The sequence below is a fragment of the Pseudomonas sp. NPDC089758 genome (genome assembly GCF_044748705.1).
Lineage (GTDB): Bacteria > Pseudomonadota > Gammaproteobacteria > Pseudomonadales > Pseudomonadaceae > Aquipseudomonas > Aquipseudomonas putida_X.
Map to the genome: position 1 here is coordinate 21,539 of NZ_JBIVGN010000002.1, position 18,400 is coordinate 39,938.

General features: G+C 63.3%; 15 protein-coding genes and 4 tRNA genes. 1 reads left to right on the plus strand and 18 read right to left on the minus strand.

Annotation, left to right across the window (positions count from 1 at the left end; translation table 11 throughout):
* The first annotated feature begins 4 nt into the window (after positions 1 to 4).
* Entirely contained in the window at positions 5 to 1,090 is a 1,086-nt protein-coding gene (locus ACIPZH_RS02805) for an AraC family transcriptional regulator (protein ID WP_241803069.1), read from the plus strand.
* Positions 1,091 to 1,309: 219 nt separating this feature from the next.
* Here the strand turns inward: ACIPZH_RS02805 and ACIPZH_RS02810 are convergent, their stop codons facing one another.
* From ACIPZH_RS02810 to leuB, 18 genes are all read right to left on the minus strand, one after another.
* The gene (locus ACIPZH_RS02810; RefSeq protein WP_400635023.1) at positions 1,310 to 2,197 is read right to left on the minus strand and encodes a DUF2242 domain-containing protein; all 888 of its coding nucleotides are present in this window, start codon (positions 2,195 to 2,197) and stop codon (positions 1,310 to 1,312) included.
* Between the two features lie 189 nt (positions 2,198 to 2,386).
* Positions 2,387 to 2,463: transfer RNA gene (locus ACIPZH_RS02815), tRNA-Asp, on the minus strand.
* Positions 2,464 to 2,600: 137 nt separating this feature from the next.
* Positions 2,601 to 2,677 (minus strand) — tRNA-Asp (locus tag ACIPZH_RS02820).
* Between the two features lie 99 nt (positions 2,678 to 2,776).
* A tRNA-Asp gene (locus ACIPZH_RS02825) sits at positions 2,777 to 2,853 on the minus strand.
* 80 nt (positions 2,854 to 2,933) lie between these two features.
* Positions 2,934 to 3,009: transfer RNA gene (locus ACIPZH_RS02830), tRNA-Val, on the minus strand.
* A gap of 337 nt (positions 3,010 to 3,346) precedes the next feature.
* Entirely contained in the window at positions 3,347 to 4,120 is a 774-nt protein-coding gene (locus ACIPZH_RS02835) for an SDR family oxidoreductase (protein ID WP_241803067.1), read from the minus strand.
* Positions 4,117 to 5,328 (minus strand): O-succinylhomoserine sulfhydrylase, encoded by a 1,212-nt coding sequence (locus tag ACIPZH_RS02840; RefSeq protein ID WP_241803066.1) that lies wholly within the window; start codon positions 5,326 to 5,328, stop codon positions 4,117 to 4,119. Before ACIPZH_RS02840 ends, ACIPZH_RS02835 begins: the two co-directional genes overlap by 4 nt.
* Before the next feature lie 16 nt (positions 5,329 to 5,344).
* On the minus strand, positions 5,345 to 6,850 hold the full coding sequence (gene purF / locus ACIPZH_RS02845) for an amidophosphoribosyltransferase (protein ID WP_012313469.1): 1,506 nt from the start codon (positions 6,848 to 6,850) through the stop codon (positions 5,345 to 5,347).
* Between the two features lie 42 nt (positions 6,851 to 6,892).
* Complete coding sequence (locus ACIPZH_RS02850; RefSeq protein ID WP_012313468.1) at positions 6,893 to 7,450, minus strand: CvpA family protein; 558 nt, start codon at positions 7,448 to 7,450, stop codon at positions 6,893 to 6,895.
* A 116-nt stretch (positions 7,451 to 7,566) separates the two neighbouring features.
* Positions 7,567 to 8,226: an SPOR domain-containing protein gene (locus ACIPZH_RS02855; protein ID WP_400626983.1), complete on the minus strand. Its 660-nt coding sequence runs from the start codon at positions 8,224 to 8,226 to the stop codon at positions 7,567 to 7,569.
* A 4-nt stretch (positions 8,227 to 8,230) separates the two neighbouring features.
* The gene (folC, locus tag ACIPZH_RS02860; RefSeq protein ID WP_400635025.1) at positions 8,231 to 9,517 is read right to left on the minus strand and encodes a bifunctional tetrahydrofolate synthase/dihydrofolate synthase; all 1,287 of its coding nucleotides are present in this window, start codon (positions 9,515 to 9,517) and stop codon (positions 8,231 to 8,233) included.
* Positions 9,517 to 10,410 (minus strand): acetyl-CoA carboxylase, carboxyltransferase subunit beta, encoded by an 894-nt coding sequence (gene accD / locus ACIPZH_RS02865; protein WP_241803063.1) that lies wholly within the window; start codon positions 10,408 to 10,410, stop codon positions 9,517 to 9,519. Before accD ends, folC begins: the two co-directional genes overlap by 1 nt.
* A gap of 223 nt (positions 10,411 to 10,633) precedes the next feature.
* Positions 10,634 to 11,254, minus strand: coding sequence for a phosphoribosylanthranilate isomerase (locus tag ACIPZH_RS02870; RefSeq protein WP_400635027.1), 621 nt, complete (start codon positions 11,252 to 11,254; stop codon positions 10,634 to 10,636).
* 60 nt (positions 11,255 to 11,314) lie between these two features.
* A complete protein-coding gene (truA, locus tag ACIPZH_RS02875) occupies positions 11,315 to 12,169 on the minus strand; it encodes a tRNA pseudouridine(38-40) synthase TruA (protein ID WP_400635029.1) in 855 nt (284 codons plus the stop codon).
* A 98-nt stretch (positions 12,170 to 12,267) separates the two neighbouring features.
* The gene (locus ACIPZH_RS02880) at positions 12,268 to 14,913 is read right to left on the minus strand and encodes a FimV/HubP family polar landmark protein (RefSeq protein ID WP_400635031.1); all 2,646 of its coding nucleotides are present in this window, start codon (positions 14,911 to 14,913) and stop codon (positions 12,268 to 12,270) included.
* A 70-nt stretch (positions 14,914 to 14,983) separates the two neighbouring features.
* Positions 14,984 to 15,988, minus strand: coding sequence for an aspartate-semialdehyde dehydrogenase (locus ACIPZH_RS02885; protein ID WP_400635033.1), 1,005 nt, complete (start codon positions 15,986 to 15,988; stop codon positions 14,984 to 14,986).
* 146 nt (positions 15,989 to 16,134) lie between these two features.
* The gene (asd, locus tag ACIPZH_RS02890; protein WP_241803058.1) at positions 16,135 to 17,247 is read right to left on the minus strand and encodes an aspartate-semialdehyde dehydrogenase; all 1,113 of its coding nucleotides are present in this window, start codon (positions 17,245 to 17,247) and stop codon (positions 16,135 to 16,137) included.
* 63 nt (positions 17,248 to 17,310) lie between these two features.
* The gene (gene leuB, locus ACIPZH_RS02895) at positions 17,311 to 18,393 is read right to left on the minus strand and encodes a 3-isopropylmalate dehydrogenase (RefSeq protein ID WP_241803057.1); all 1,083 of its coding nucleotides are present in this window, start codon (positions 18,391 to 18,393) and stop codon (positions 17,311 to 17,313) included.
* Positions 18,394 to 18,400 lie beyond the last annotated feature (7 nt).

An 18,400-nucleotide genomic window follows, 5' to 3' on the forward strand; every position in this document is an offset into this window, starting at 1 on the left:
GGGTATGCCCCGCCCCCGCGTTCGCCTGGGCGACCTTTCGGTAGGTTTCGTTCAGCCGCTGGCTGAGGCTCTGCAAGGCCTCGGTCATGATCCTCAGCCGCTGCTGCGCCGTTACGGGCTGGATGAGACACGCTTGGCCGAAGCCGGTGCGCGGCTGTCGATCCCCCGCTACATGCACTTGGGGCATGCTGCAATCGCGCTGTGCGGGGAGCCTGCTCTGGGCCTGCACATGGGGCGCCTGAGCCGGCTGGCCCAGGCGGGTCTCGCGGGCGTGACAGCCGCGCAGGCGCCTACCTTGGGCGAAGCCGCCCGTACCCTGCTGCGTTTCGAGCCGCTGTATGCCGCCAACTACCGCGGGCATTCGAGTTATCAGGAAGATGCCCAGGGGGCATGGTTGAGCTTCTACTCGATCAGCCCTTATAACGCCTACAACCGTTTCGTGGTGGATTCCCTGCTGACCGGCTGGCTGGCCCAGCTTGCGGCACTGACCGAAACGCCTGTACTGGCCGAGCGCCTGGAAATCGAATTCGAAGCCCCCGGCTACGCCGCCCAGTATCAACCGTTATGCAGTACAGCCGTGCAGTTTGCCGCCAGCGGTAACCGATTGCGCCTGGGCCGAGCCACGCTGGAGCTGGCCAACCCCCAGCATTGCCCGAGCACCTGGCAGCACCTGCTGCAACTGTGTGAAACGCACATGCTGCAGCGCACCCGCGTACGCAGCCTGGGCGAGCGCATCACCCACCTGCTCGGCCCCCTGCTCAACGGGGGCCGTGAGCCCGGCCTGGAAGAAGTTGCACTGCGTCTGCAACTGCCCGCCTGGACCTTGCGGCGCAAACTGGCAGAGGAAGGCACGCGCTTTCGTGACTTGCTCAATGACACACGGCGTGACCTCGCCGAAGCCTATATCCGCGATACGGAATTGACCTTCGGTGAGATTGCCTATCTGTTGGGTTTTGCATCGGCTGAAGCCTTCCAGCGCGCGTTCAAGCGCTGGACGGGCCTCACACCGGGGGGGGTGCGCCGCAGTCAGCGGCAGGTGGGTCAAAGCTCGGTGGCGTCGTCGGCCGGTTCCGGGGTGTCCAGCTCGTAGGCTTGGTACTCGAGCAGCTCTTCCTGATATTCATCCATACCCTGCGTCCTCTTAACTCTTTTATCTTCGTTGGTCATGGTCTCCAGCCTAAGCAGGCTGGATGAAGAACTGATTACAAGCCTATGAGTGGTAAACGTAGCAGGTGTTCAGAAAGTTATCGTCTGAGTATCTGTAACAGCGCATGAAACGCCGTGTTGACGGCTCCTCAGGGCAGATCGGTCAGAGAGCCGGTGCTTCAGCCTCGGCAGGCTGTGCCTCCTGCTGCACTTCAATCGGCGCCGGCGCGGCCGGGGGTGCGACGGGTTGCGATCCCTGGCTGTCGTCAACTACCGGCGCAGCTGGCGCCTCGCTTGCCGGGAGCACCGCCTCAGCTGGAGCTGGAGCTGGAGCTGGAGCTGGTGTTGGTTCTGGTGCCGGTGCTGGTGCTGGTGCTGGTGCTGATGCCGAAGCCGACTCTGCTAAAGGAGCAGCGCTCACAGGCGCTGGCGAAACCTGCTCAGGCAGCCCCAACGCAGGCGCTGTGTTCTCGACCTTGGGTGCCGGCGCTTCAACCTTGGCCTTGCTGACCTTCTTCGCTTTGGGTTTCGGCAAATAGCTTTCGACCAGCGCAAAGTAACGCTCGTAGAACTGCGGCGCGGTCACGGTCTCGCTGGCGACCTTGACCATGGAATCGTCACTGGAGCCGATGGGCATCGACACCGAACCCAACACACCGACGCCGAGGCTGGCGGACGTATTGGACTTCTTGAGGGCGTAGCGGTCCTGCAGCGCGTTGGCGAACATGGTCGAACGCTGTTCGTCACCGCTGTCGGGCGCGCAGGTCACGCTGAAGCTGATCTGCAGGTGGTTTTCGCTGTTCTGCTGGAAGCTTTTGTTACCGGCTATCTGGTTGGCACCGCTGCTGGTGATGATGTAACCCTGGCTCAGCAGCGCACGCCGGGCAGCCTCGCACGAGCCGGCTTCGCTGACCGGGAAGCTGCGCGAGAAGGTGCCTGAGTCATCGAAGTTCTCATGCTCATAGATGGCGGTTTTTTTCGAGGAGCAACCGGTCACGCCCGCCAGCACCAGGGCCAGCCCGAGCGCACCAAAGACGGATGATCTGGTCATTGCGAATTCCGGGTAAGTCGAGAGGTGCCTATTGTGCATCACAGCGCCCTTGCACTGAAACCGTTCGACGGTGAAGAGTCTGTCAGCATCGTGTAAATGTTGACTTTGCGGCCGCATGAACGAAAAAAGCGACCCTAAGGTCGCTTTCTCGTTTTGCTTCGAAGCGTTCAAGGGGCTTCGAGGCGAAGATGGCGCAGCGGACGGGACTCGAACCCGCGACCCCCGGCGTGACAGGCCGGTATTCTAACCGACTGAACTACCGCTGCGTATCGCTTGGGCTTTCGCCCGGTTGAAACTGTGCTTCCCCTCGCGGTGAACACCACTCAGGTCAGGCACAAAAAAAGCGACACGTAGATCGCTCTTTTTGTTGCTTCGAAGCGTTCAAGGGGCTTCGAAACGAAGATGGCGCAGCGGACGGGACTCGAACCCGCGACCCCCGGCGTGACAGGCCGGTATTCTAACCGACTGAACTACCGCTGCGTATCGTTCAGGCTTGCGCCTGATTGAACTGGGATCAGCCTGAGGCAATTTTGCCTTCGGCTTCAGACCGGTGCCAGGCACCCATCTGTTACTGAAAAATGGCGCAGCGGACGGGACTCGAACCCGCGACCCCCGGCGTGACAGGCCGGTATTCTAACCGACTGAACTACCGCTGCGCATGGTGGCTTATCAGGCCTTGTTCCTCTCCAGCAATTTGCTTCTGTCGAAGCACCCTGCATCAGGAACGCTCAGGAAGTGGTGGGTGATGACGGGATCGAACCGCCGACCCTCTGCTTGTAAGGCAGATGCTCTCCCGGCTGAGCTAATCACCCTCGCGATGTTGCTTGTTGCGTTTGCTTCGCTGAGGCCGCGAAATTTACGCAGGTGCCGACGCTAAGTCAATACCCCCGTTGGATTTTTTTTGAAGGCAGCGGTAAGCGGCAAGCTGCAAGCTGCAAGAAAAAGCCAGGTGTCGCCCATACGATTTCCGCTCCCCACAAATGACTAAGGGACCTTACGACCGCTCTCGCGACTTGCAGCTCCAAGCTCCAAGCTCCAAGCCGCAAGCCGCAAGAAAAAGCCAGGTGTCGCCCATACGATTCCCGCTCCCCACAAATGACTAAGGGACCTCACGGTCCCTCTTGCAGCTTGAAGCTTGAAGCTTGCAGCTCAGGTGTAGATCATCTTGCGGGTCATGCCGCCATCGACCACAAACTCCTGGCCAGTGACGAACGCTGCCTGGCGCGACAACAGCCAGGCCACCATGGCCGCGACGTCTTCCACCGTCCCTACCCTGCCCGTCGGGTGCTGGGCATGGTCGGCTTCGCTCAACGGTTCGGCACGGCGTTGCGCAGGGTCACGCGTATCGATCCAGCCCGGGCTCACTGCATTGACGCGGATTTCCGGGCCCAGGCTCATGGCCAAGGCATGGGTCAACGCCACCAGGCCGCCCTTGCTCGCGGCGTAAGCCTCGGTATCTGGCTCCGACTGCCGGGCACGGGTCGAGGTCAGGTTGACTATCGCACCATTGTGCGCACGCAGGTACGGCGCGCAGTGCTTGGCCAGCAGCATCGGGCCGTTGAGGTTGACTGCCAGCACACGATTCCATTGCGCCAGGCTCAAGCTCTCCAAGGTCTGGTTATGCGGGTTGGCGATGGCCGCGTTGCACACCAGCGCGTCCAGCCGCCCGAACTGCCCCAACACCTCGGAAACCCCGGCACTCACCTGGGCTTCATCGGCCACGTCCATGGTGATGAACCAGGCGTTTTCACCCAAGGCCTTGGCAACCTTGGCGCCGCGAGGGCGGTCCAGGTCGCTCAGCACCACCTGCCAGCCTTCGCAGATCAACCAGGCAGCAATGCCCAGGCCGATGCCGCGTGCGGCACCGGTTACCAGTGCTACCCGGCCGTTATGGCCCGGCGAGCCGCCCTTCCAGTCGATCACAGTGCTGCCAGCCCACGCGCAAGGTCGGCTTGCAGGTCGGCGACGTCTTCCAGGCCGACAGCCACGCGGATCAGGCTGTCGCGAATACCTGCAGCCTCACGCTCCTGCGGGGTCAGGCGGCCGTGAGAGGTGGTGGCCGGGTGGGCGATGGTGGTCTTGCTGTCACCCAGGTTGGTGGTGATCGAGATCACCCGCGTGGCATCGATGAAGCGCCAGGCGCCCTCCTTGCCCCCCTTGACCTCGAAACTCACCACCGCGCCGAAGCCAGTCATCTGGCGCTTGGCCAGTTCGTGCTGCGGATGGCTTGGCAAGCCGGCGTAATGCACCTTCTCGACACCCTCCTGCTGCTCCAGCCACTCTGCCAGTTGCTGAGCGCTCTGGCAGTGCGCACGCATGCGCAGCTTGAGCGTTTCCAGGCCTTTGGTGAAGATCCAGGCATTGAACGGGCTGAGGGTCGGACCGGCAGTGCGCAAAAAGCCCACCACCTCTTTCATCTGCTCGCTGCGCCCGGCCACGACGCCACCCATGCAACGGCCCTGGCCGTCGATGAACTTGGTAGCGGAATGGAACACGATGTCAGCGCCAAGCTTGAGCGGCTGCTGCAGCGCCGGGGTGCTGAAGCAGTTGTCCACCACCAGCATGGCACCACGGGCATGGGCAATTTCGGCCAGCGCGGCAATGTCCACCAGTTCGGCCAACGGGTTGGAAGGCGACTCGAGGATCAGCAGCTTGGTATTGGCCTTGATGGCCTTGTCCCAACCCGCCAGATCGACCAGTGGCACGTAGTCCACCTGCACGCCGAAGCGCTTGAAGTACTTCTCGAACAGGCTGATCGTCGAGCCGAACACGCTCTGCGAAACCAGCACATGGTCGCCGGCGCTGCACAGGGACATCACCACAGCGAGGATCGCCGCCATACCGGTCGAGGTGGCCACGGCCTGCTCGGCACCTTCCATCGCCGCCAGGCGCTCTTCGAAGGCACGCACGGTGGGGTTGGTGTAGCGCGAATAGACGTTGCCAGGGGTTTCACCGGCAAAGCGCGCAGCCGCATCAGCGGCCGTGCGGAAGACATAGCTGGAGGTCAGGAACAGCGCTTCGCTGTGCTCCGCCTCCGGTGTACGGTTCTGACCGGCACGCACCGCCAGGGTGTCGAAGCCGACACCCTCGAGGTCACTGTCCAGTCGCCCGGCATCCCATTGATCCGTCATGCCGTCGCTCTCCAAATCAGTTGTTGTAGAGGTCGATGATCGCGCTGACCGCCTGGTTCTTCACCTTGGCCAGGTCATTGCGCGCCTGCTCGATGCGGTCGAGGTAGGCTTCGTCGATGTCGCCGGTGACGTATTCACCGTTGAACACCGCGCAATCGAAGTGCTCGATCTTTATCTTGCCGCCACCGACCGATTCGATCAGGTCCGGCAGGTCCTGGTAGACCAGCCAGTCGGCGCCGATCAACTCGGCCACCTGGTCGGTGGTGCGGTTGTGGGCGATCAGTTCGTGAGCGCTCGGCATGTCGATGCCGTAGACGTTGGGGTAACGCACCGCAGGGGCCGCGGAACAGAAGTAGACGTTTTTAGCGCCGGCTTCGCGGGCCATCTGGATGATCTGCTTGCAGGTGGTGCCGCGCACGATGGAGTCGTCGACCAGCATCACGTTCTTGCCGCGGAACTCCAGCTCGATGGCATTGAGCTTCTGGCGCACCGACTTCTTGCGGGCAGCCTGGCCGGGCATGATGAAGGTACGGCCGATGTAACGGTTCTTGACGAAACCTTCGCGGAACTTGACGCCCAGGTGGTTGGCCAGCTCCAGGGCGGCGGTGCGGCTGGTGTCAGGGATCGGGATGACCACGTCGATGTCGTGGTCCGGGCGTTCGCGCTGGATCTTCTCGGCCAGCTTCTCGCCCATGCGCAGGCGCGCCTTGTACACCGAAACACCATCCATGATCGAGTCCGGACGGGCCAGGTAGACGTGCTCGAAGATGCACGGCTGCAGTTTCGGGCTTTCAGCGCACTGCTTGGTGTACAGCTGGCCTTCCTCGGTGATGTACACCGCCTCGCCCGGCGCCAGGTCGCGGATCAGGGTGAAGCCGAGCACGTCCAGGGCAACGCTTTCCGAGGCGATCATGTACTCGACGCCTTCGTCGGTATGGCGCTGACCGAACACCACCGGGCGAATGCCGTTGGGGTCACGGAAGCCGACGATGCCGTAGCCGGTCACCATCGCCACCACCGCGTAACCACCGACGCAGCGGCTGTGCACGTGGGAAACGGCGGCGAACACGTCTTCTTCGGTAGGCTGCAGCTTGCCACGCACCGCCAGTTCATGGGCGAACACGTTCAGCAGCACTTCCGAGTCGGAGTTGGTGTTGACGTGGCGCAGGTCGGACTCGTAGATCTCCTTGGCCAACTGCTCGACGTTGGTCAGGTTGCCGTTGTGCGCCAGGGTGATGCCATACGGCGAGTTGACATAGAACGGCTGGGCTTCGGCCGAGGTCGAGCTGCCCGCAGTCGGGTAACGGACGTGGCCGATACCCATATGGCCTACCAGGCGCTGCATGTGGCGCTGCTGGAAGACATCGCGCACCAGGCCATTATCCTTGCGCAGGAACAACCGGCCGTCGTGGCTGGTCACGATACCTGCAGCGTCCTGGCCGCGGTGCTGGAGGACCGTAAGCGCGTCATACAGCGCCTGATTGACGTTCGACTTACCGACGATACCGACGATGCCACACATGCGACGCAACCCCTACTTTGATGAAACTTGAGTGAATAGCGCTCAAGGCTTTGCAGGCCCGAGCAACTGTTCCTTGAACGGGAGATCAGCCGGAGTGCTGATCACCCCACTGGACATCCACTGGCTGGTGAAACCCAGAATCAGGTTCTTCGACCAGTCAGCGACCAATAGAAATTGTGGTATCAGGCGAGATTCCTGCCACCAGGTATCCTGTTGCACCGGCCCCAGGCTGAGCAGGCCGATGGCAACCACCACCAGCAAGGCCCCGCGCGCCGCGCCGAAGGCCATGCCGAGAAAACGATCGGTACCGGACAGCCCGGTCACGCGGATCAGCTCACCGACCAGGAAATTGACCATCGCGCCCACCAGCAGGGTGGCGACGAAGAGAATGGCGCAGCCAGCGATGATGCGCATCGATGGGGTCTGGATGTAGCTTTCAAGATACACCGAGAGCGACCCACCGAACATCCAGGCGACTGCACCGGCAATGATCCAGATGAGCAGGGACAAGGCTTCCTTGACGAAGCCGCGCTTGAGACTGATCAGTGTGGAAACGGCGATGATCGCGATGATCGCCCAATCAACCCAGGTAAATGCCACGGTGCTGCCTGCAGACGTTTGAGGCGGCGCATTTTACCAGAGCAAAGGGCCGGGAGTAAGCGGAATGTCAGGCCGATTGGCTTGGCCACGGATGGGCTGCAGAGCAGCCCCTGGAATCAACCGCGTTCTGGCTGGAAACGAACCACGAAGCCCTTGAGCTTCTGCTGCCGATTGATCGCATCGCGCAGGCGCTCGGCCTCGGCACGTTCGATCAGCGGCCCCACATAGACCCGATTCATGCCACCGGCCGAACGGATGTAGGCGTTGTAACCCTGGCTGCGCAGGGTTTTCTGCAGGCTCTCGGCCCCGGCGCGATTGGACAGGCTGGCCAGCTGGATCGACCAGCTCACCGGCAAGCCGTTGGCGTCGATTTTCGACGCTGGGCTGGCGCTTGCCGCCGGCGCAGGGGTAGCGGCCGCTTGCGCCTGGGGCTTGGCCGCCGGCTCCGGCGCCTGCGGCTTGGGCTGGACCTGCGCCTGGGTTTGCGGCGACGGCGTGATCGGCTGGCTCGGCGTGGCCACCGGGGCCGAGGACTCATTGACCACCACTGGCGCCTGCTGCGGCTCTTGCGGCAGCGGTTGCGGCTCGGGCACTGCAACCGGCTCTACCTTGACTTCAGGCAAGCTCGGCATCGCCGGTGCCTGCGGGGCTTCGACGCGCACCTGACGCATTTCGTCCTCGCGGGTGAACAGCATCGGCAGGAAAATAACCGCCAGCGCCACCAGCACCAACGCACCCACCATGCGCTGTTTCATCCCTTTATCCAGCACTGCCATCTACTCACCCCTCCAGGGCCTGCTGCCCAAGCCATTCCAGGGCCTCGGCAACACAGAAAAACGAACCGAACAGCAGGATCTGGTCACCCGCCATCGCCTGAGCGCATTGCCCATCAAGGGCGGCGCCGACGCTGGCATAAGACTTCACCGACGCACCGAGGTTCGTCAAGGCGCCGACAAGCTCGGCGGCCGGGCGGCTGCGCGGTGACTGCAAAGGCGCCACCGCCCAGTCATCGACCAAGCCATGCAAAGGCGCCAACACGCCCGCCAGGTCTTTGTCCGCCAGCAGGCCGAACACGGCCAAACGCCTGCCCTCGACCGGCCGCACTGACAAGCGACGCGCCAGATACGCTGCTGCATGGGGGTTATGCCCCACATCCAGCAACAGCTCTACGCGTTTGCCTTGCCAATTGAGCGTACGACGGTCCAGCCGCCCGGTAATACGGGTATCGAGCAGTGCCTGACGGATTTGCCCGGCATCCCAAGCAAGCCCCATCAGCAGGTACGCCTGCAGCGCCAGGGTGGCGTTTTCCATCGGCAGGTCGAGCAGCGGCAGGCCTGACAGCTCCACCGCGGCGCCATCTGCTGCCGTACCACGCCAGTGCCAGGTGGTATCGGCGCTGGCAAGGTCGAAGTCGCGCCCACGCAGGAACAACGGCGCCGCCAGTTCACGGGCCTTGTCCAACAGTGGCTGAGGGGGATCCAGGTCACCGCACAGCGCTGGTTTGCCCGGGCGGAAGATGCCAGCCTTCTCGAAGGCGACCAACTCGCGGGTATCGCCCAGGTAATCGACATGGTCGACGCCGATACTGGTCACCAGAGCCAGGTCGGCATCGATGACGTTCACGGTATCCAGACGCCCCCCCAACCCCACTTCAAGCACCACGGCATCCAGCCCGGACTGGTAGAACAGCCAGAATGCCGCCAGGGTGCCCATCTCGAAATAGGTGAGGGAAATCTCGCCTCGGGCGGCCTCGACGGCAGCGAAGGCTTCGCACAGGCGCTCATCACTGGCCTCCTGGCCGTCGATCAGCACCCGTTCGTTGTAACGCAACAGGTGTGGCGAGCTGTACACGCCAACCTTCAACCCCTGGGCACGCAGCAACGACGCCAGGAAGGCACAGGTCGAGCCTTTGCCGTTGGTGCCGGTGACCGTCACCACACGAGGCGCCAGCTTGCCCAGGGCCAACCGTGCAAGCACCTTTTGCGAACGCTCCAGCCCCATGTCGATGGCCGAGGGGTGCAACTGCTCGAGGTAGGCGAGCCATTCGCCCAGGGTTCTGTCTTTCATCAGGCGACCGCAGCGGCCTCGCGTGCCTGCTCGGGAGTTTCCTGGCCGGTCATCTGCGCCAGCAGGCGAGCCAGGCGTGGACGCAGATCGCCACGCGAGATGATCAGGTCGATGGCGCCGTGCTCCAGCAGGAACTCGCTGCGCTGGAAGCCTTCAGGCAGCTTTTCCCGCACGGTTTGCTCGATCACGCGCGGGCCGGCAAAGCCGATCAGCGCCTTTGGCTCACCGACAATGACATCGCCAAGCATCGCCAGACTGGCGGAAACACCGCCGTAGACCGGGTCGGTCAATACGGAGATGAACGGTATGCCCTCTTCGCGCAGGCGGGCCAGCACAGCCGAAGTCTTGGCCATCTGCATCAGCGAGATCAGCGCTTCCTGCATGCGCGCACCACCGGAGGCCGAGAAGCAGATCATCGGGCAGCGGTTTTCCAGGGCATAGTTGGCAGCGCGGACGAAGCGCTCACCGACGACGGCGCCCATGGAGCCACCCATGAAGGAAAACTCGAAAGCACTGACCACGATCGGCATGCCCATCAGGGTGCCGCTCATGGAGATCAGCGCGTCCTTCTCGCCGGTCTGTTTCTGGGCACCGACCAGACGGTCCTTGTACTTCTTGCCATCGCGGAATTTCAGGCGGTCGACCGGCTCCAGCTCGGCACCCAGCTCGGCACGGCCTTCAGCATCGAGGAAGATGTCGATGCGCTGACGGGCGCCGATGCGCATGTGGTGGTTGCACTTGGGGCAGACATCAAGGGTCTTTTCCAGCTCCGGACGATACAGCACGGCCTCACAGGCTGGGCACTTGTGCCACAGGCCTTCTGGCACCGAGCTCTTCTTCACCTCGGAACGCATGATCGAAGGGATCAGTTTGTCGACTAACCAGTTGCTCATGCTTTATTTCTCCAGTATTGGCGGGCGGGGACCAGTCTGGCCGGCCATGCCCTGCCCTTTGAGCTCAAATTCTTCTGTCAAACGATGACGGACCGGCCACAGGGGCTGCCTGTGTACCGCACCGTCGTCAACGTATTCTTTGGCCAACCGGCATGCCGGCAGCCGCCCCGCAGGGCTGCGATAGTTATGGACGATGGCCCGCCGCCAGCCGTCACATCTGGCATCACGCCTGTTTCACCGCGCGCATGAACGCTTCGATCTTCGCCGCGTCCTTGATGCCCTTGGCCTGCTCCACACCACCACTCACATCCACCGCATACGGCCGCACCTGGGCGATGGCCTGACCGACGGTGCTGGCAGACAAGCCCCCGGCGAGTATGATCGGCTTGCTCAGCCGTGCAGGCACCAGCGACCAGTCGAACGCCTCGCCGGTACCACCGGGCACTCCGGCGACATAGGTGTCGAGCAGGATGCCACGCGCGCCGGCATAGTACCGGCAGGCAGCCTCCAGATCGTCACCCGGGCGTACGCGCAGCGCCTTGATCCAAGGGCGGTGATAGCCTTCGCAATCAGCCGGGGTTTCGTCGCCGTGGAACTGTAGCAGGTCCAGCGGCACAGCCTCGAGGATCTCGTTGAGTTCGCAGCGCGAGGCGTTGACGAACAGGCCGACCGTGGTCACGAAGGGCGGCAGTTCGGCCATGATTGCCCGCGCCTGGCGCACATCGACGGCGCGCGGGCTTTTGCCATAGAAAACCAAACCAATGGCATCGGCCCCTGCCTCGACGGCGGCCAGCGCGTCCTCTATGCGGGTAATCCCGCAGATCTTGCTGCGAACATTGCTCATGGACTGCAAACCCTGAGAAACCACTGAAAGGCCCGATGGTAGCAAAAGCGTTTTCGGCCGTCAGTCGGACAACGCCTCGTAGCCGGTCAGAAAGTGTGGGCCGATGTAACGCTGTGGCAGCTGGAATTCCTCCGGATACTCCACCTGAACCAGGTACAGGCCGTAGGGATGGGCCGTTACCCCGCCTTCGCGCCGGTTGCGCCCTTCCAGCACTTCCCGAGCCCAGCCCGCAGGGCGCTCGCCTGCACCGATGGTCATCAGCACACCGGCGATATTGCGCACCATGTGGTGCAGGAAAGCAGTGGCCCGCACATCCAGCACGATCATCTGCCCATGACGGGTGACCCGCAGGTGATGGATATGCTTGATCGGCGACTTGGCCTGGCACTGGCTGGCGCGAAAGGCACTGAAGTCGTGAGTCCCCAGCAGGAACTGTGCAGCATCGGCCATGCGCTCCACATCGAGCGGGCGATGATTCCACGTCACTTCCTCGGCCAGGTGTGCCGGGCGGATCGGGTCGTTGTAGATGACATAACGGTAGCGCCGGGCGGTGGCCTTGAAGCGCGCATGGAAATCCGCAGGCATCGGCCGCGACCAGACCACACTGATGTCGTGGGGCAGGTTGAAGTTGGTGCCCAGGGTCCAGGCGCGTTCGTCACGATTGGCGCGGGTATCGAAATGCACGATCTGCCCACAACCATGCACACCGGCGTCGGTACGCCCGGCGCAGACCACCGTGATGGGCTCGTTGGCCACTTTCGACAGCGCCTGCTCCAGCGCCTGCTGGACACTGGGCACACCACTGGCCTGGCGTTGCCAGCCGCGGTAGCGCGAACCCTTGTATTCCACCCCCAGGGCGATGCGGGTGAAGCCTTCGGCGGCCGATTCGGTGGCAGCGGTGTCGATGATGTCCAAGAGCGTGAAACCTGTGGGGCAATACGGAGTGCCGGGGATTATAACGACAACGGCAGCCTTGTTGGGCTGCCGTTGGTTTCAAGCTGCGGGTGAGGCCTTCAGACCAGCCGGGACAGCATGTCTTCGGCTTCCAGGCGCTGTGTATCGTCGCCATCCTTGACCACTTCATCGAGGATGTCACGCGCCCCCTGATGGTCGCCCATATCGATATAGGCACGCGCCAGGTCGAGCTTGGTAGCCACTTCGTCGCTGCCGGAGAAGAAATCGAAGTCCAGATCGTCCAGGGGTTCCGGCTCCTGGGCAGCGTCCTCAGCGGTGAAGTGCGGTTCCAGCGACGGCGACTCGAGGTTCTGCGACAGCTTGTCCAGTTCGGCGTTGACGTCGCTCAGCTCGGAAGCGAAGCTCTTGGCGGCCGGCGACTGGTCATCCAGCGACAGCGACAGATCGAAGTCTTCTGGCAGCTCCAGCTCGGAAATCGGGTCGAACTCCGGGATGGAATCGAAAGCGGCCAATTCGGCAGCGACGTCGACCGGCTCTTCCTCAACCGGCTCGGCACCGCTCGGCTCACCCACGTCCAGGTCGAAGTCCGCCAGGTCATCGACGCTCTGCGGTTCAGCCTGAGCCTGCGCCAGCAAGGCTTCGAAATCGGCGTCGGCGTCGGCTTCCTGCGCGGCAGGCTCGGCGACGGCGGGCGGCTCATCATTTGCCTGCACATCCGTCAACGCAGCTTCATCGAGCATTGGCGGTTCAAGGTCGCTCAGGGGCAGATCGTCACTCAGCTCAAGGTCGAAGGCACTGTCCGGGCCGTTGTCATCGAGGGCAGGCGCTTGAGCGCCGGCCTCGGTTTGCGGTTCAGCTTCAGGCTCGGCATCGACCGCTGCCGGCGATTGCGGCTGATCCTGCAACAGCTCCTGCACGTACTGCTCATCGAGCTCGGCAGCCAGCGCCGCAGCCCCCACCCCCGCCGCGGCAAGGCCGAGCATGGCTGGGTAGTGCTCCTTGAGCTGACTGACCTGCGCGATATTCTCTTCGCTGGCCGGCAGCTTGCGTTCCTGCTCCACGAATGCGCTGTGGTCACCCTGGCGCGCATAGACCTCCATCAGCTTCAACCGCAGGCCATCATGCTCCGGTTGCGCAGCGACGGCTGTTTCCAACAGGTCGGCCGCATGGTTCAGACGACCGCGGGCCAGGCTCTGCTCGACCTCGGCCAACAGCTCGGCATTCGGGTCCTGCTCCGGTAATGGCGCGGCAACGGGTGCCGGGGCAACCGGTTTTTCCGCGGCAACGGCTGCAGCAGCCGAGGCCGCCACCACCGCCGGCGACAGGGTTACCGCAGGCGCAGACACCTGCAGCTCATCGAAGCTGCTCGCAGGCAGGTCGAGGTCGGGATTACGCTCGCCTTCCTCAGCCAGCGCCCGCGCCATACGCAGGTGCTTTTCGGCCTCCTGCTGGGCTTTACGTCGACGCGCCAGCAGCACCAGCAGCAACAGCACGAGGAATGCGGAGCCTGCGATCAGGGCCAGTAGCAGCGGGTTCCCCAGGATGCCATCCAGCGCGCCCGGCTGCTGGGCGGCAGGGGCATCCTCGCCCGCCGTGGCAGCGCCAGGCGCGGTATCGACGGCCGCCGGCGCCGGTGCCACGACGGGCTCGGCAGGCGGTACCTGGGCGTTGTCGGCAGGTTGCAGCGGGGCCGACTCACCCGGCAAGGTGGCGGCAGGTGCGGGCTGCCCGGCGGCACCTTGTGCCTCCAGGCGAGCGAGCTGGTCATTCTTGAGCTGAATCAGGCGCTGCAGCTTGTCCAACTGGCTCTGCAGGTCGCTCATCCGGCTTTTGAGTTCTTCGTTGTCACGACGGCTGGTGTCCAGGCTCTCCTGGGCCACGGCCAGCTTGTCGTTGAGCGCCTTGGCATCGCCAGCGTCAGGCTGGTTGCCAGGGCTGACCAGGCGCAGGTTGTCACCCTGGGCGATACGCTCGGGCGCCGCATCGGCAGCGCCGCGGCGGGTAGCGTCAAGCTGCCGGGCGCGCGGACCAAGGCGCCGGCCCTCACGCCATGCAGCATACTGTTCGGCCACTTCGCGATTGGCTTCGGCCTGGGGGATGCTCTGGATCTGCTGCTGATCGGGCAGGCGCAATACCTGGCCAACTTTCAACTGGTTGATGTTGTTGCCGATGAAGGCATCCGGGTTCAGCGCCTGAATGGCGATCATGGTCTGCTGCACCGACCCACCGTTCTGGGTATTGCGTGCAGCAATCTGCCAAAGGGTATCGCGGCGCTTGGTGGTGTAGCTGCCGGCGCTGCTGGTTGCCGGGGTGACATTGGCCGCGGCAGGCTGCTCGCCCTGGGCCTTGGCCTGGTCGAGCAGCACACTGTAGTCACGCAGCAGACGGCCCTGGGGCCACATCACCTGCACCAGAAACTTGACCACCGAGCCCGGCAGCGGCTGGCTGGAGGTAACCCGCAGCACGCTCTTGCCATTGGGGTTGATCACCGGGGTGAAGGTCAGGTCCTCGAGGTAGCCCGGGTATTCCACCCCGGCCTTGCTGAACTCTTCCGGGGGCGCCAGGCTTGGTGCCACTTCGGCAGCGGTGAGGTCGCGCACATCGAGCAATTCGATCTCGGCGTCCAGCGGCTGGTTCTGCGCCGATTTGAGCGTCAGTTCACCCAACCCCAAGGCATTCGCCATGCCAGATGACAGCGCCGACGCTGCCGCCATGGCCAGAACCAGTTTGCGAATTCGAAGCATGACCTCATCCCTTGTATGAATCGTCCCGAAACCGCGCGCGGTGCGGGACAAAAGTGCTCGCCAGTATCTTTTACGCTATGTGTTTAATCAACAATTGCGCCACCTGCACGGCGTTGAGCGCAGCGCCCTTGCGCAGGTTGTCGGTGGTCAGCCACAGGTTGAGCTGCTGGTCTTGCTCAACACCATGGCGTACACGACCAACATAGACCACGTCTTGCCCTACTGCGTCCCCTACCGGGGTCGGATAATCATCTCGCTCGACCAGCTCGACACTGTCGGCACCCTCCAGGGCAGCATTGACTGCAACCAGGTCCACAGGTTTACGGCTCTGTACCGCCACACTGAAGCTATCGCCAAAAAACACCGGGACTTGAACGCAGGTCACGGAAATCTTCAGTTCAGGCTGCCCCAGCAACACCGGCAGCTCAGCGACCAGCCGGCGCTCGAGTGCCGTGTGGCCCTGCTCGTCTGCCGCACCGACCTGGGCCAGCACGTTGAACGCTACCTGGCGGTCGAAGAAGCGTGGCTCCAGTGGGCGGGCGTTGAGCAGCTCGGCGGTCTGCCGGGCCAGTTCATTGACAGCCTCCCGGCCTTGGGCAGACACCGCCAGCGCCGCCATGACCTGCACACGCTCGATGTCCAGCAGCCCCTTGAGTGGCGCCAGCGCGACGGCCAAGGCAACGGCTGCGGCACTCGGGCTGGCGATGCACGCCGGCAGCGCCAGGCCGGCGATGCACTCGGCGTTTGCTTCAGGCACGACCGCAAGGGCGTCATCCAGGCCGCCAGACAGGTCGATGACCGTGCAGCCAGCCGCATGGGCCTTGCTGGCAAAGCTACGGCTGACGGCCGGGCTGGCAGCGAAGAAGGCCAGTTTGACCTGGGTGAAATCGAAACTGTCGACTTCACGCACCTTGATCTTCTTGCCGGCGAACATCACGCTGCTGCCCGCCGATTCCATGCTGGCCAGCAGGTGCAGCGTGCCGACCGGGAAGTGCAGTTCTTCGAGAATCTGTACCAAGGTTTCACCGACGCTACCGGTGGCGCCGACGACGGCGATGTCCAGGGGTTGAGTCATGGAGAGGATCCTTTTGCTGTAACGGCGGGGGGCGGCACTTTACTCGGATTGTAACGTTTTGTCTGTGCTGGCCCTACCGGGGCCGGCGCAGGCACAAAAAAACCCGCGCTGTCACCAGGGCGGGTTTTCGGTGCAACGCAGAACGATCAACGCTCCAGCAGAATCCGCAGCATGCGGCGCAGCGGCTCGGCAGCGCCCCACAGCAGCTGATCGCCGACGGTGAACGCGCCCAGGTACTGCGAGCCCATGTTCAGCTTGCGCAAACGGCCCACCGGAATGTTGAGGGTACCGGTGACGTTGGTCGGGGTCAGTTCCTGCATGCTGATCTCGCGCTGGTTCGGCACCAGCTTCACCCATGGGTTGTGCTGGCTGATCATGCCTTCGATATCGGCCAGTGGCACGTCCTTGTTCAGCTTGATGGTCAGCGCCTGGCTGTGGCAGCGCATGGCGCCGATGCGCACGCAGATGCCATCGACCGGGATCGGGCTCTTGAAGCGGCCGAGGATCTTGTTGGTCTCGGCCTGGGCCTTCCACTCTTCACGGCTCTGGCCGTTGGGCAGCTCCTTGTCGATCCATGGGATCAGGCTGCCGGCCAGGGGCACGCCGAAGTTTTCGGCCGGGTAGGCGTCGCTGCGCATGGCCTCGGCCACCTTGCGGTCGATGTCGAGGATGGCGCTGGCCGGGTTGGCCAGGTCATCGGCCACCGCCGCGTGGGTAGCGCCCATCTGCTTGATCAGCTCGCGCATGTTCTGCGCACCGGCACCGGACGCCGCCTGGTAGGTCATGGCGCTCATCCACTCGACCAGGCCCGCTTCGAACAGGCCGCCAAGGCCCATCAGCATCAGGCTGACGGTGCAGTTGCCGCCGATGTAGTTCTTGGTGCCGGCATCGAGCTGCTGGTCGATCACCTTGCGGTTGACCGGATCGAGCACGATGACGGCGTCGTCCTGCATGCGCAGCGACGAGGCAGCATCGATCCAGTAACCCTGCCAGCCAGCTTCACGCAGCTTTGGGAACACCTCGTTGGTGTAGTCGCCGCCCTGACAGGTCAGGATCACGTCGAGGGTCTTGAGTTCTTCAATCGAATAAGCGTCCTTGAGCGGAGCAATATCCTTGCCCACGCTCGGGCCCTGGCCACCGACATTGGAGGTAGTGAAGAACACCGGCTCGATAAGGTCGAAATCCTGCTCCTCCAGCATCCGCTGCATGAGCACGGAACCGACCATACCGCGCCAACCGATCAGACCTACACGTTTCATCGCAACTACACCTTTGCTAAAAGTGGGCCGCCACCGACCAAAAACGGTGGCGGGCCAGAGAGATTACAGATTCCGCAGCGCTGCGACTACTGCGTCGCCCATTTCCTGCGTACCTACCTTGCTGCAACCGGCCGACCAGATGTCGCCGGTACGCAGGCCCTGGTCCAGAACCTGGCTTACCGCCTGCTCGATGGCCTCGGCTGCGGCCTGCTGGTTGAAGCTGTAACGCAGCATCATCGACACCGACAGGATGGTCGCCAGCGGGTTGGCAATGCCCTGGCCGGCGATGTCCGGCGCCGAGCCGTGGCAAGGCTCGTACATGCCCTTGTTGTTGGCATCGAGCGACGCCGAAGGCAGCATGCCGATCGAACCGGTCAGCATGGAAGCTTCATCCGACAGGATGTCACCGAACATGTTGTCGGTCACCATCACGTCGAACTGCTTGGGCGCGCGCACCAGCTGCATGGCGGCGTTGTCGACATACATGTGGCTCAGTTCCACGTCCGGGTAGTCCTTGGCAACGTCCTCGACCACTTCACGCCACAGCTGGCTGGAGGCCAGGACGTTGGCCTTGTCCACCGAGCACAGCTTCTTGCCACGCACGCGGGCCATGTCGAAGCCGACGCGGGCGATACGGCGCACTTCGCTCTCGCTGTACGGGAGGGTGTCATAGGCCTGCCGTTCGCCGCCTTCGAGCTCACGCTGCCCACGCGGGGCACCGAAGTAGATGCCGCCAGTCAGCTCCCGGACGATCAGGATGTCCAGACCCGAAACGATTTCCGGCTTGAGCGACGAGGCATCAGCCAGTTGCGGGTAGAGGATGGCCGGGCGCAGGTTGGCGAACAGGCCCAGCTGCGAGCGGATTTTCAGCAGGCCGCGCTCAGGGCGGATGTCACGTTCGATCTTGTCCCACTTCGGCCCGCCCACCGCGCCCAACAGCACGGCATCGGCCTGGCGCGCACGCTCCAGGGTCGAGTCGGCCAGCGGCACGCCATGTTGGTCGATGGCAGCACCGCCGATCACGTCATGCGCAAGGCTCAAGCCAAGCTGGAACTTGTCGTTGGCCAGCTCCAGCACCTTGACCGCCTCGGCCATGATTTCCGGACCGATACCATCACCTGGGAGAATCAGAATCTGCTTGCTCATGCTTTCC

Excerpts from the sequence above, each read along its gene's own strand:
- ACIPZH_RS02805 (WP_241803069.1), top strand. The coding sequence starts at position 5 with ATGCCCCGCCCCCGCGTTCGCCTGGGCGACCTTTCGGTAGGTTTCGTT.
- ACIPZH_RS02810 (WP_400635023.1), bottom strand. The coding sequence starts at position 2,197 with ATGACCAGATCATCCGTCTTTGGTGCGCTCGGGCTGGCCCTGGTGCTG.
- ACIPZH_RS02840 (WP_241803066.1), bottom strand. The coding sequence starts at position 5,328 with ATGACGGATCAATGGGATGCCGGGCGACTGGACAGTGACCTCGAGGGT.
- purF (WP_012313469.1), bottom strand. The coding sequence starts at position 6,850 with ATGTGTGGCATCGTCGGTATCGTCGGTAAGTCGAACGTCAATCAGGCG.
- ACIPZH_RS02855 (WP_400626983.1), bottom strand. The coding sequence starts at position 8,226 with ATGGCAGTGCTGGATAAAGGGATGAAACAGCGCATGGTGGGTGCGTTG.
- folC (WP_400635025.1), bottom strand. The coding sequence starts at position 9,517 with ATGAAAGACAGAACCCTGGGCGAATGGCTCGCCTACCTCGAGCAGTTG.
- accD (WP_241803063.1), bottom strand. The coding sequence starts at position 10,410 with ATGAGCAACTGGTTAGTCGACAAACTGATCCCTTCGATCATGCGTTCC.
- ACIPZH_RS02870 (WP_400635027.1), bottom strand. The coding sequence starts at position 11,254 with ATGAGCAATGTTCGCAGCAAGATCTGCGGGATTACCCGCATAGAGGAC.
- ACIPZH_RS02880 (WP_400635031.1), bottom strand. The coding sequence starts at position 14,913 with ATGCTTCGAATTCGCAAACTGGTTCTGGCCATGGCGGCAGCGTCGGCG.
- ACIPZH_RS02885 (WP_400635033.1), bottom strand. The coding sequence starts at position 15,988 with ATGACTCAACCCCTGGACATCGCCGTCGTCGGCGCCACCGGTAGCGTC.
- asd (WP_241803058.1), bottom strand. The coding sequence starts at position 17,247 with ATGAAACGTGTAGGTCTGATCGGTTGGCGCGGTATGGTCGGTTCCGTG.
- leuB (WP_241803057.1), bottom strand. The coding sequence starts at position 18,393 with ATGAGCAAGCAGATTCTGATTCTCCCAGGTGATGGTATCGGTCCGGAA.